General features: G+C 34.8%; 9 protein-coding genes. 6 read left to right on the top strand and 3 right to left on the bottom strand.

Annotation, left to right across the window (positions count from 1 at the left end):
* Nucleotide 1: 1 nt before the first annotated feature.
* The 6 genes from fabD to MHI04_RS12805 are packed head-to-tail and all read left to right on the top strand — an operon-like array spanning nt 2 to nt 12,293.
* Complete coding sequence (fabD, locus tag MHI04_RS12830) at nt 2-1,255, top strand: ACP S-malonyltransferase (RefSeq protein ID WP_342534899.1); 1,254 nt, start codon at nt 2-4, stop codon at nt 1,253-1,255.
* Nucleotides 1,256-1,277: 22 nt separating this feature from the next.
* A complete protein-coding gene (locus MHI04_RS12825; RefSeq protein ID WP_342534898.1) occupies nt 1,278-6,134 on the top strand; it encodes an amino acid adenylation domain-containing protein in 4,857 nt (1,618 codons plus the stop codon).
* Nucleotides 6,135-6,156: 22 nt separating this feature from the next.
* A complete protein-coding gene (locus MHI04_RS12820) occupies nt 6,157-9,354 on the top strand; it encodes an AMP-binding protein (protein WP_058844583.1) in 3,198 nt (1,065 codons plus the stop codon).
* A gap of 2 nt (nt 9,355-9,356) precedes the next feature.
* Nucleotides 9,357-10,145, top strand: coding sequence for an alpha/beta fold hydrolase (locus MHI04_RS12815; RefSeq protein WP_058844597.1), 789 nt, complete (start codon nt 9,357-9,359; stop codon nt 10,143-10,145).
* Nucleotides 10,135-11,523 carry a lysine 2,3-aminomutase gene (ablA, locus tag MHI04_RS12810; RefSeq protein ID WP_089932623.1) on the top strand — a complete coding sequence of 463 codons (1,389 nt, stop codon included), beginning with the start codon at nt 10,135-10,137 and terminating at the stop codon, nt 11,521-11,523. The genes MHI04_RS12815 and ablA overlap by 11 nt, the downstream gene beginning before the upstream one ends.
* Before the next feature lie 14 nt (nt 11,524-11,537).
* Nucleotides 11,538-12,293 carry a class I SAM-dependent methyltransferase gene (locus MHI04_RS12805; protein ID WP_342534897.1) on the top strand — a complete coding sequence of 252 codons (756 nt, stop codon included), beginning with the start codon at nt 11,538-11,540 and terminating at the stop codon, nt 12,291-12,293.
* A 327-nt stretch (nt 12,294-12,620) separates the two neighbouring features.
* Here MHI04_RS12805 and MHI04_RS12800 read toward each other — a convergent pair whose 3' ends face one another.
* Genes MHI04_RS12800 through crcB (MHI04_RS12790) form a run of 3 tightly spaced genes read right to left on the bottom strand, consistent with a single transcriptional unit; the run spans nt 12,621 to nt 13,671 of the window.
* Entirely contained in the window at nt 12,621-12,968 is a 348-nt protein-coding gene (locus MHI04_RS12800; protein ID WP_036120563.1) for a hypothetical protein, read from the bottom strand.
* A gap of 14 nt (nt 12,969-12,982) precedes the next feature.
* Nucleotides 12,983-13,312 (bottom strand): fluoride efflux transporter CrcB, encoded by a 330-nt coding sequence (gene crcB / locus MHI04_RS12795; protein WP_036120561.1) that lies wholly within the window; start codon nt 13,310-13,312, stop codon nt 12,983-12,985.
* Nucleotides 13,309-13,671 (bottom strand): fluoride efflux transporter CrcB, encoded by a 363-nt coding sequence (gene crcB / locus MHI04_RS12790; protein ID WP_342534896.1) that lies wholly within the window; start codon nt 13,669-13,671, stop codon nt 13,309-13,311. The genes crcB (MHI04_RS12795) and crcB (MHI04_RS12790) overlap by 4 nt, the downstream gene beginning before the upstream one ends.
* Nucleotides 13,672-14,252 lie beyond the last annotated feature (581 nt).

The following is a 14,252-nucleotide window of genomic DNA, read 5'->3' as shown; positions in this document are numbered from 1 at the left end:
TTTGAACACTGCAATTGTATTTCCGGGTCAAGGTTCACAATACGATTCTATGGGACAAGAATTATACAAAAATTATCAAATAGCTCGTGATCTGTATAATGAGGCTAGCGATATATTAGGCTATGATTTATTGAAAGCATGTGAAAATAACAATGGAGAACTTCGTAATACGGTAATAGTTCAGCCTGCAATTCTAGTTTATAGCATTGCCTGCTGGGAGATATTTAAAAAAAATAATGATGTAAAACAACTCTATTTAACTGGACATAGTCTAGGTGAACTGTCGGCAGTAGTTGCTGCCGACGGAATCCCTTTTGCCAAGGCAGTTGAATTAGTAAAGCTTCGTGCAACTGCTATGAGTGAATGTACTCAAGATGGTGGTATGGTTGTTTGTTTTGGACTTATTGGAGAAGAAGTAGAGGCAGTATGTCAAAGAATAGATACTGACAATAATCATGTAACTGTTGCCAACTTTAATTCGACAAATCAAATCGTACTAAGTGGTCATAAAAATGCATTGGAGCAGGCCTCCATTGAGTTACAGAAAAAGGGAGCGGTTACAAAGATATTACCTGTTAGTGTTCCTGCTCATAGTAGACTCATGAAGCCAGCAGAAAAAAGATTTCAAGCAGCTCTGCAACAAACACAGATGAATGATTGTCGATATCCTATATTTTCCTGTGCTTCAGGTCAACTATATAGTAGGGCTGACGAAATAGCAGATCAATTAAGTAGACAACTTACGGAAAGTGTGAGATGGCCAAAAGTTATGGACGTGCTCATTAATAAAGACGTTGGCACATTTATTGAGATGGGTCCTAAAACGATTCTAACGGATATTATGAAGATGGAATATCCTGACTATCGGGCGATACCGGTTAACGAGAAAAATGGCATCCATTCTATTTTAAATAATCTTAATGAAAATACATTCAAAATAGAAGAAACTATCCACTTTTTACAAGCGTGTTTAAGAGTTATTATTGGGACTCCTTTTAAAGAGAAAATCGATAAGCAGGACTTTGAGAAAGAAATCCATTCTCCCTATCAGATCATTAAACAGGAATTAAAAGAGATGAAAGAGAGCAAACACATGACAGTGGAATCTCACAGAGTTGCAAGTTTATCTCAACAATTTTTTTCCATTTTAATGCATAAAGGGTTTCCTAAAAATGAAACACTGGAATTTCTAAAATTATCAATCGCAAATCCAAATTTATATTCTAAATATCTAAAAATTAATGCTTCTAAATAATTTGTTAGATTGGGGTAATAGAATGTCAAATTTCTATGAAAGTTTTTTTAGTGAAGAAATCAATTACTATGACGAACAAAGCTTATGGTTCAATCAAAATAAATACAGTTTAAAACAACTGGCTAATAAAGCGTTTAAATTAGCAACCGCAATGCAAGAGAAGGGGATTAAACCGGGTGCTGAACAAAATGTTTTGATTGTTCTTAGAAGGTCACCAGCTCTTCTTGTTGCACATTTATCCACATTTATTGCTGGTGGGGTTATTGTTTGTATCGATCCAGAGACACCAAAGGACAGAATCGACAACATCATTGACGATATCAAACCTAGCATAATAATTACGCATCAGGATATTTATAAGGCAAATGCTTTTCAAGATCAGATCACTTTTAAGCTTGATGATGCTCTTCAACATTTTAACTTGGATCATAAAGAAATTAACATAAATATTCATTTTTCTGTAAAATCAGCTGCTTATATTGTCTTTACATCAGGTACTACAGGCAAACCGAAGGGTGTAGTCGTTGAGTGGCAATCTTTAAATCAATTAATCGATTGGCATACAAAAACGTTTGATGTGACAAAAGATTCAATAGTATCTTTAACCTCTTCACCTGGATTCGACGCTTCCATATGGGAGATTTGGGGAGCAATAGCTTCAAGAGCATCTATTTATATGACGACAAAAGATGAAAGACTGAACCCAGAGCTATTAAAAAATACTTGGATAAAGCATCAAGTAACGCATTCATTTGTATCTACGCCAATTGCAGAGCGACTAATGGAACTCGGCTGGGATCATAGTCATGTAGCTTTAAAATATCTTTTGGTAGGGGGAGATAAACTAACAAAGTACCCTTCAAAAGATTTACCTTTTCATGTAGTAAACAATTATGGACCAAGTGAAGGGACTGTTGTAAGTACTTCTGGAATTGTGGAGAGAGCGGATGGTAAGGCGAAAAAGCTACCTCATATAGGCTCTGCTTTACCTTATGTAAAGTGTTTTATTTTAGATCGAAATTTACAAATCATTCATGAAGTTGATAGAAAAGGAACATTATGGATATCTGGTGAGGGATTAGCAAGAGAATATATTAATTTGCCGCATGAGACAAATGAAAAATTTAAACAGTTAGACATTGACGGTGAAAATGTAAGAGCCTACAACACTGGGGATGTCGTCAGCAGAGATCTTCAAGGGAAGTTCCATTTCCATGGTAGGGAAGATTTCCAATTAAGCATTAATGGAGTGAGAATTGAATTAGGGGATATAGAGAGTACTCTTCAAAAACATAATAGAGTAAGTCAAGCTATAGCATTACCAATACATATAGCTTCAAATACGCTATTGACAGCATCCATTGTATTAGAAGAGGAATCCTCTATTTCAGAACTTGAATTATTTAACTATTTAAAAGACAAGCTTCCTAACAATATGATACCAGTTCAACTTATTTTTCATAAACATTTACCGTTGACTAGAAACGGGAAAATAGATCGAGAATTGTTGAACAAACAGCATATTGACTATTTCAACAGAAAACAATTAAGTGAATCCTCAACGAATATAAGTGAGTCTTTGCAGAAGATTATTGATATTTTTTCTTCTACCTTAGACTTAAAATGCTCATCACAAACAGATTTGTTTGAAGTTGGAGGAAATTCCTTAGATGCGGCAGAAATTGCTGTGAAAGTGTCAAAAGCGTTTCATGTTGATTGTTTACCATGGCAAGTACAGCAACAGAGAAAACCATGTAATTTATTGGATATTCTTTCTACTTTACCAGCCCTATCAACAAACAATGAACCTACTGTATATAATAAAAACGAGTGGTTCCCTGCAACGAGTATGCAGAAAGGGCTTTGGTATTTATGGAAAACAAATGAAGGAAATCCATTTTATAATGTAGGTGCTACTTTTCATATTAACGGTCTTTTCGATGAACGTAAGTTTTATAGTGCCTTTGTGCATAACATTAAGAAAAATGCTGCCTTTTTTGTGAATTTTAGAGAAAATGCCTCCTATGGAATTGAACAAAAAATTAGAAATATAGATGAGATAGCAGAGCACGTGGATCATCACATTCAAATCTTACAGGTGAAAAATATGGAGGAGGCACGCTCACTTGCAAAGACAATTTATAATCAACCTTTCCAGTTAGAGAGCGATGTATTGTTTAGAGGGGCAGTCATTCATACAGAGAATGCTGGAGCCGTTTTTGTACTTGTCTCTCATCATATTGTATGTGATGGCTTATCTTTAAAAAATATACTTCAAAATATAGCTAAAGTTTATAATGAGGAAATTACTAGAGATGACATCAAATCAAGTAGTTCTGAAAATTTATATAATAATATAAATAAATTGGTTAATAAATCAAAGGATCAAAATTTAAAGGATTTTTGGGTTGAGCAATCTAAGACATTTAAACTCGCTCAACTGCCTATTCGAGAGAAATCCGAAGAATATATAAGAATTGGAAAGATTTTTGAGATTGAAAGCAATAGAGGGCTAGGTAAAAAAATTGATCAATTTTCGCAGGAGATGAAATTGAGTCAGTTTACAATATTACTAACTGCTTGGGCACTAAATTTAGCAAAATATTGTATGCAGGACACAATAACGATAGGAGTTCCTTATCATGGTAGGACAAATGAAAATTTAAATGATGTTGGCATGTTTGTTAATTTAGTTCCTTTAACGCTTTCATTAAATAAAAATGCCTCCTTTAAAGAGCTCCTGCATGAAATCAGTAACACTGTACATGAAAATATTGCTCATGGAGATTTCTCTATTGTTGATATTGCGGCTAACATTGATAAAAGAGAGTATTTTGATGTAGTAAATAATACATTCAGTCTTAAAGTGAATCTTGAAATGGATTTAAAGAATATCAACACAAGTTTTATCGAGCAAGATACTGGTGGATCAAGATTTCCTTTAAGTTGTTTCTTCAATGTGGAGAACGGAGAAGTAAAAGGACATATAGAATATTCATTTGCTCATTTCACAGAAGTAGAGATTCAATTGTTGGCGAAGAATTATTTTAGATTACTTGCTTCATTAATTAATGAACCAGATAATTTGTGGAGTTCTGCATTTACAAAAGGTTCCATTATATCCGCTAACGATAATGGAGGACTAATACAAAAGGCTAAGCCACTACACTGTCAATTTGAAGAGGCAGCGAGAAAATATAAGGATTATATTGCCATTCAAGAGCTGGATAGAGCTTTAACATATGAACAACTCAATGAAGAAGCAGAAAAATATGCTTCATTACTGCTATCAATGGGTATTGCAAAAGGCGATTATGTGCCTATTTATATGGACAGGGGAATTGATGTCATCGCAGTAATACTAGGTGTTCTGAAGGCAGGCGCAGTATACGTTCCTTTAGATACGGAGCATCCTATAGCAAGAACACAGAAATTATTAGCGAGATTAAATCCAAAAGTTTTAATGGTAAATACAATAGATGAAATACCATATGGAGAATGGGAAATTGTAAATACTTTAGAAAAAAATAGCTTTAAAAATAATGTAAAAGCAATGAGGAGTGTCTCTGTCCATGATCCAGCATATCTTATGTTTACTTCTGGATCGACGGGTGAGCCGAAAGGTGTAGTATGTCCACATTTAGGGGCTTCTTTACGCATTGAATGGCAAAAAAACCAAAATAAGATTAAACCTGGTAATAAAACATTGTTTAAAACGCCATATACATTTGATGTATCTGTTTGGGAAATATTTTATACCCTTTGTACAGGTGCTACGTTAGTTGTTGCTCCTAAAGACTTGCATCGGGATCCTTTAGGTTTATTGAATTTTATTAGTGATAAGCCAATTGACTTGTGTCATTTTGTCCCTTCTGTGTTGCAATTAATGCTCAATGAAATGGACTCTCAAAAAGATTACAATTTACCATTAAAATATCTTCATTTAAGTGGGGAAGCTCTGCCAGCTCCATTAGCTAAAAAAATAAATGAGTTGTTACCACAAGTCGAAGCATTCAATTTATATGGTCCAACTGAGGCAGGGATTGAAGTTACTGTTCAACAGGTAACAAAAGATCACTATAATATTGGTTTTCCATTACCTTATGTAGAAATAGAAGTTGTCGATGAAGCTGGGCTACCAGTTCCAAAAGGTTTTCCAGGTGAATTAATGATTGGAGGGCCTTCTTTAGCAAAAGGTTATTTCAAGGATGAAATAGAAACGAGCAAAGCTTTTGTAGAGCGAAATGGTAAAACCTTTTACAAATCTGGTGATTTGGTAAAAATTTCAGCGAATGGCAGTTTAGATTTTCTAGGAAGAAAGGATTCACAAGTTAAGGTAAACGGTGTAAGGATTGAGATAGAAGAAATTGAAGCATGTGTAATACAGCAACCACAAGTTAATGATGCAGCGGTAGTATTAGGGAATGATCAAAATAACAAACCATGTTTAGTTTGCTTCTACACTTTAAATTTAAAAGATAGTCTAAGTAGAAATGACTTGAAAAAAGCTGTCTCTAAAGATTTACCGGCAACGTATATCCCATCAATGTTCGTTGAGTTAGATAGATTACCATTAACATCTAGCGGAAAAAGAGACAGAAAACTACTTAGCTTAGAAGCTTCACAATACCTTTCCGATGGTGCTCAAAATAATTTCAGGGAGCCAACAACTGAACTGGAAAAATCAATTGTAGAAATATGGGCTGAAGTACTAAAGGTTAATGAAATAGGTATTGATGATAACTTTTTTGAAATCGGTGGAGATTCCATTAAATCTCTTCAAATAGTATCTAAATTGCGTACCAATGGTATTGACATTACTCCGAAAGACTTTTTGAAGCACCCGACGGTATCAGAAATGTCTCTCATACTTAAATAATATGGAAGGAGGTTAGTATAGAATGCTACAAAATGATAAGAAACTCGCGTTAACACCATTGCAGCTAGTTATGTTAATGGAAACGTTAAAGGACCCAACATCAGATGCATATTGGCAAATTTTATCTTATGAAATTCCTAATTCATTTACATTCGAAGAGATTCAAGATGCTTGGTTAAATACTGCCAAAGCCAACCCAGCATTAAGAACAAAATTTGAGTGGCAGCAAGAGATAGAACCAATCCAAATTATTCAAAACAATGTAGAAGACATCAATGTAGTCGAGGTTAATTATTTAAGGATTCAAGATGAATTTATGAATATAGAGAATTGGTTTAAAAGTGAGATTGGTAGGCTACAGCAAACGATGCTGAATAAGACGCAACAATTTTATCTTATTCAAAATTGGAAACCATCTAAAAACTTATTAGTATGGGTGCATCATCATATCATTATGGATGGTTGGTCAATTGCTCAAACACTTGAAGATTTCTTTAAGCTGTTAAATAAGGATGTCACTTCATTAGCCATTCGTCCAGATATAGAACCTTATTTACATTATATTAGTGATCCAATGTATCAAAAAGGACTGGAAAAATATTGGGGAAATGTATTAAGTGATTTAGCTGAAGCCGAAACATTAGCTATAGAAAAGTCACAACATATTACTCAAAAGCCATTATTCATGTATATCGATAAAGAGTTAAGCAAGAGAGCGGCAGAAAATCTTCATGCCTATAGCATAAAGAATAGAGTTACAACTTCAAGTATTGCTTTAACAATATGGGGCGTGTTAATCAATCGATATCAACATACGAATAAGCTATACGTAGGATCTACTTTTGCATTAAGACCATATCAATTAATAGAGTCGAGTGATATGAATGGAATGCTTATAAACACATTACCCGTCAAAATAGATATAGAAGATGAACTAACATTAAAAGAAGTATGTCTACAGACAATGGATCATCTGCAAGATGTTTCTGAAAACAGCGGAGTTCCGTATTCTAAATTATTACAGTTTGGTGGGGTGTCTGGAGATACAGAAATCTTTAAAACCTCTGTTATTTTCCAAAATTTCAAGGGAACTTTAAATAATAAAAAGAATGGTGAGTTGGTTCACCAATATGGAACAAGCTCTGATCCATTATCGGTAACATTTGATATTACGCAAGACTCCATATGCTTACGATTAGGTTGGGATCAACAACGTTATGAGAAAACGGAGCTTCTAAGACTTCTAGATTCACTTGAGTATATATTTGAAAATATAGATAACTATAATAATATGTTGGTCCAAAATATTAACTTAACACAAGGCGAAGAGCTATATTTAAAAAATGTTTTGACGACAGAATTTTCTACTACGTCTGAAAATTTTTCAATTCAATCCATTTTAGGAGACCATAGGGATGATTCCTTAGCCATTTCAGATGGTCAAAGAAATTTAAGTTATCGTGATGTGAAAAGATATAGCAATATTGTGGCAAATCAACTGCTCGAAGAAGGAGTACAGAGCGGGGATACAGTTGCACTGGTAGGAAAGAAAAGTATTGAAACAGCAATCGGTATTTTTGCTGCTTGGACAATAGGTGCGGCATGGTGTGCTATTGATACGAGTATACCTGAAGCAAGAACTAAACGTACATTAGACATATTGCAGCCAAAAACATCATTATTCCTAGATAACATTCCAACCATTATTGAACGTAGTATGGATGAAAAAGAAATGATAAGCGAGGCTTACAGATTTAAATCGGAAGATGTGGCATATTATATTTCTACTTCTGGTAGTACAGGGGAACCTAAAATCGTTTCATTAAAAACAGAAGGGTTGTCACAACTAATCCAAAGCTGGAAACAATTTTATGACCTTTCTAGTGAACAACATGTTCTTCAACTAGGGAGTTGGACATCCGATGTTTTTTTAGGTGATTTGCTGAAGGCATGGTCAACGAATGGCTGCTTGTTCGTTTGCGAGGAAGATAAAAGAATTGATATGGCATATTTAGCAGAAATGGCAGCTAAATATAAAATTTCGTTTTTGGAGTCAACACCTGTTTTAGTAAGGGAATTTATTCACTATTTAAATGAGGTAAATATTATCTTAAAAGATTTAAAAACGATAGTGGTAGGTGCTGATACGTTCAGACTTGAAGAAAAGAATGAAATATGTGACATGCTTTGGGACGGCGTCAATTTTTACAATGGTTATGGTCTAAGTGAATGTACAATTGAGTCTCTAGTTTATACGTGTAATAACAATCATGACAGTTCTAAATCCGGACTTTGTCCAATAGGTAAACCATTACCAGGAACAATGGTGAGAATTGTTGATAAATCAGGTAATTCGGTAGCCCCTGGCATGATAGGTGAACTACACATTGGAGGGAAACAAGTAACAAAAGGCTATGTAACCGAGGAGGGTTTAGTTACCTCAAATAGTTATACTCTGAATGATGTTAACTACTTCCGGACTGGTGATTTAGTTAGGTTGAACGCTAATGGAGTGATTGAATTTTATGGGCGCAGTGATCAGCAAGTAAAAATTCGAGGCTATCGATTAGAATTAGGAGAAGTAGAGAACGCGTTATTATCCCTTCAACCAGGTATGGAATGTTTTGTTATCTGTCTTCCAAGTAATAACGGTGAAAATACTTTAATTGCCTTTATAAGTGGAACAGACCAAAGTATTGAGACCATTAATAGTAGTATCTCTAAGATACTTCCGGATTTCGCTATTCCGAATATTATTGTTCCTTTAGAAAGGCTACCCCGCAATACGAATGGCAAGATTGATAGAGTTTTGCTAAGGAAACAAGCTGAAGAATTACTTAATCAGTTAACCGATACATCGACTATCTCAATGTCAGGAGATATGGTTGATATTGTAAGAGAGACATGGGAAGTAGTTTTAGGAAAAAAGGTACAGTTGAATCGTAGCCTATTCGATCAAGGTGGCCATTCTTTAATTGTACTGAAATTATATAACTTACTTAGAAAAGTGTTGCCTTCGTATGAGTTTGTAGTTGGTGATCTTTTCAGATATCCAACGATTAATCGGTTTGTAGAAGAAATTACGGCTAGAAAAGAAGCTGTGCCTATCCAAGAAAGTACTGTTCCATCTTACAGCAAAATTGAAGTACTTGAAAAAGTGAAACAAGGCGAGCTTTCAGTGGAGGAAGCTATGAAAATAATAGGTGGTCATAGATTGTGAAGATGAAACAAGAAAAAGGATATCTAGTATATAACCCAAATCCACATGCAAAATTAAAATTGCTATGTTTTCATCATGCTGGAGGTTCGGCACTTTCGATGGTTCCTTTAGTGAGAGATTTATCTGAAGATATAGAAGTATGTTTGTTCGAATTACCTGGTAGAGGAATGACTAATGATTTACCGTTTCTATCAACATTTTGTGAGGCAAAAGAATATCTTTTTAAAACAGTATTTCATTATATTGATCGCCCAGCCGTTTTATTTGGTCATAGTTTAGGTGGACTATTTGTCTATGCTTTATCAAGTTTACTGGATGATAAAAGTCAATATATTCAAAAATTAATCATTTCAGCTGCTAGGTCCCCTATAACTGTATCTAATAATGCGACGCATCCTGAAGCTCCGTTTACGAGGCGAACGAGGGAAAGTGTCATAGCAGATATTAGAAGGCTAGGTGGAGTGCCAAATGAGCTTGAGTCTGACTCGAAGCTGTTTAATTCAATCGTTGATGTTACAGGCAGAGATTTTCATTTACTTGATACATTTAAATTCGATGACAAAGCATTTATCAACTATCCAATGGAACTTTGGCTAGGTGCACAAGATTCAGCAGTTCCTGATGAGGAAGTGAAGCTATGGGAGAAAATGACGCTCAATGACTATAAGTGTAAGTATTTTAATGGTGGTCATTTTTACTTAAGTGAGAATGAGGAGCCTGCGAAAGAATTGACAAAGGAACTCATGACTATTTATACCAACATCAAAGGAGAGGTGATTCATGCAGACTAAACTTAAACCAGGTGAAAGAAGACATTATAGGGAAATTGAACTTTGGAAAGATATTACCCAAGAGCAATGGGATGACTGGCATTGGCAATTAACGAACACTATTAAAACGTTAGATGATTTAAAGAAAGTTGTAAACTTAACTGCTGAAGAAGAAGAAGGAGTGAAAATTTCTCTACAAACAATACCTTTGAATATAACTCCTTATTATGCATCTTTAATGAATCCAGATGATGTACGATGTCCAATACGCATGCAATCTGTTCCATTATCTGCTGAAATTATGAAGAGTCACTATGATCTAGAAGATCCGTTGGATGAAGATGAAGATTCTCCTGTACCAGGTATAACTCATAGGTATCCTGATAGAGTATTGTTCTTGGTAACCAATCAATGCTCCATGTATTGTAGATATTGTACAAGAAGAAGGTTTTCTGGACAGGTGGGGATGGCAGTACCTAAAAAGCAGCTTGATAGAGCTATTGATTATATTAGGAATAATAAAGAAGTCAGAGATGTTTTATTATCGGGCGGAGATGCCTTATTAATTAATGACAAAATTCTCGAATATATTTTAAGCAGTTTAAGAGACATACCGCATGTTGAAATCATTCGAATTGGTACTAGAGCACCAGTAGTATTTCCTCAAAGAATAACGGATGATTTGTGTACGATTTTAAAGAAATATCATCCTGTATGGCTAAATACACACTTCAATACATCGATAGAATTAACCGATGAAGCGAAAGAAGCCTGTGAGAAATTGGTCAATGCGGGGGTTCCAGTTGGGAATCAATCTGTTATTCTGACAGGCATAAATGATAGCGTGCCAATAATGAAAAAATTAGTACATGATTTAGTTAAAATCCGGGTTAGACCATACTATATTTATCAGTGTGATCTGTCTGAAGGGATTAGCCATTTTAGAGCGCCTATTTCTAAAGGATTGGAAATAATTGAATCTTTAAGAGGACATACTTCTGGTTATGCTGTACCAACATTCGTAGTAGACGCACCAAACGGAGGTGGGAAGATAGCTTTACAGCCAAATTATATAATTTCTCACAGTCCTGAGAAAGTCGTTTTAAGAAATTATGAAGGGGTTATTTCTTCTTATCCAGAGATAAAGCACTATGAATCAGATACAGCCGATAGTTACTTCTCTGAAGTGTATGATTTAAAATCATACGAATCAACAGGCGTTTCAAAGCTTTTAGAGGCTGAACCTTCGAAAAGCTTAGTACCTGCAAATCTTCCGCGATATAAATTAAGAGAAAGATATAAAGAAGAGGGGGCAGAGACATTAAAGGATAAAAGAGAAAATAGAGATCTTTTAAAACAAAAGAAAATAGTACAAGCACAGAAAATAAATAAATGCTAGATAGGAGACTAGAGATGGTAAGTTTTTATGGTAGTTTATCTACAGAATTATATGATATAGATAAATATATTGGTAAAACATTTGGCGATGTAGAGTATTATTCAGAAAGGTTAGAAGGCGTTAAGGGAAAGATATTAGAGCCTGCCGTTGGTAATGGACGTATCTTAATACCTCTATTGCATAAAGGGCTAAATATTGAAGGTTTTGACCTTTCTGATGACATGTTACGATTATGCAAAAAAAATTGTGCAGAAAGAGAGCTTTCACCAAATCTATATTCATTAAATATGTGCAATTTTTCTTTGGAACAAAAATATGAGGCGATTATTATTCCGACTGGCTCGTTCCTATTATTGCATCAAAGAGAAGATTCTTTAAAAGCCTTAAAGTGTTTTTATGATCACCTAGAGGATGGAGGCCGCTTTATAGTAGATACTTTTCTTCCTGAGTCGTTTGAGAAGGGTTATGTTTCAACTAGAATATTAAAGAATCAAGACGGTGACTCTATAACGTTGGAAGAAGTATTGGTAGATGTGGACTACATTAATCAATTTACTATTACTCACAATAAATATCAGAAATGGCAAAATACGAAACTAATTGACACTGAGTTAGAAGTTTTCCCATTAAAGTGGTATGGAGTAGAAGAGTTTCGAGCAATTTTACAAGATATTGGATTTAAAGATGTTACGATTTCTGCGGATTATGAGTATAATAAATATCCAACAAATGGTTCAGAGGTATTTACGTATGAAGCTATAAAAAAATAGCAGTTAATAACGACTTTAAATTATAGAACCTCAACATAAAAAAAGGTTGTTCTTAAAGCCCTTAAAAGTTCGATTGGAGAACGATTCGTTTTCCAAATCGAACTTTTTCCTTTTCTGCTGAAAGTAGTAGGGACTTCCTATTTTCAGTAGGTTAAGGGCAACAGCATGCGATGGGGCGAGCCTTAAGGTATATCCCGTCAACCAAAACTGCCCATGATGATAGAAGGAAAAACATCTATATTAATTTAGATATTTTACAACAGACAACTTTATTTGGAAAAGAACGTATACATTTAAAAGAGGCGCCCTTATAAAACTAGAAGGCGCCTAAAACATTTGAGGTAAAAATTCCCTCATGAATCGTTGATTTTTACGTAACCATATTTTTAAAATCATACGGTGTGTTAATAATCTATGCCTTTTATTTGTCCTCGTCTTGGCCTCAATTAAGCTTTGTAGCAGAATACAAGTTTCCGTTGTATAAGCTTGAGGTTCTACGAGAACATCCAGCTTGTAATCAATTAGCCGTGCTGCCTGAATCTTTGCTAGTAAATAGGCAAATTGTGTATTCATTGCGGCATAATTTTCTTCTAATTCTAGCTCAATAAGTGAATAGAGTGTTTGTTCTATTTCAGCTTCAAGTTCTTGGAGTTGCTCATTTGATGGCTGTGTCAATACATATCACCTCTTTACACAACAAGATAACCGATAGCAGCAAATAGAATTCCAACTAGCAAGGTACTGGCAATATAGCTAATGGCTTGTCTCCATTTTTGTTGCTCTATAAGCTGTAGTGTTTCAAACCCAAACGTAGAGAATGTCGTGTAGGCTCCTAAAAAGCCTATGCCTATCAATTGCCACAACCAGTCACCGACATGCAGGGCGAATAAAAAACCAAGTGCAAAGGAGCCTGTACAATTAATAATAAAAGTTGCCCATGGATATGGATGTACAAGTAATTTTCCTAAATAGAATCTTGACAAAGCGCCAAAAATTCCCCCAATCCCGACCAAAATCATACCATGCGCCCCCTTGCAAGTCGTATCCCCAGCCATGCACCTGTTAGTCCTCCTAAAACACTTACGGCAACATAAAGTACAGCCTGTAGCCACTCATTATTTTCAAGGAGGAGCAGTGTCTCTAAGGAAAATGTCGAAAAAGTAGTAAAAGCACCACAAAAGCCAATCCCAAGTCCTACTACAATCGGTGTGCGTTTTATAAGAGTGGTGAAAAGCCATGCTAAGCAAAAGCATCCAACTATATTTATACAAAGTGTTGTATAAGGGAAACCGTTTGTGCTTGGCCAAATCAGATTAAGACCATATCGACTGATTGCGCCAAAAAATCCGCCGATGCTAACTGCTAAAAATGTCTTCAACGTAAAGACCCCTTACTAAAAATGACTATATTGAAAGTGTATCATGAGATGAAAATTTTAGAAATATTTCTTCTGTTAGCCTTCCTATAAAATGATTTCGTGTAATAATCATTTTGTTATGACCAATAGCTTTGTAAAAGAAACGAGCCTTGAGTGCTTGAATCTTGTGAAGGAACTTTCTTTCTCTTTACCCTTTTTGTTCATTTCATCCTTTTGGTCAATATAAGCGACCTAACATTTACTGTAATGTTAAAGTCAATCAACCACTTATGCCTATGCTTTCCTTTTGGTTCTTTTCAATAATTCAACGCTTTAAAGCACTAACTATTTCCTGAAAATGATAAAAAAATAACAGGGTGATAGTTGACAAATATTTCTATAGTGTGATAATCTTCAAGAACACTATAACAAATAAACCAAGGGAGGGCATGACAATGTTAATTTTATTAGTATCAAATTCAATTACAGTTACATACATTGTCCATGCCTAACGCTTATTTAAGATTGCATAAAAAGGTATGGGTTCAATCCTGCCTTTTATAAGAGACACATGCTCTTTTTAGGGTATGTGTCTTTTTTCA

This window comes from Lysinibacillus sp. FSL K6-1151, from assembly GCF_038630755.1.
Taxonomy (GTDB): domain Bacteria; phylum Bacillota; class Bacilli; order Bacillales_A; family Planococcaceae; genus Lysinibacillus; species Lysinibacillus fusiformis_D.
This window is presented reverse-complemented; position numbering and strand designations above follow the sequence as displayed.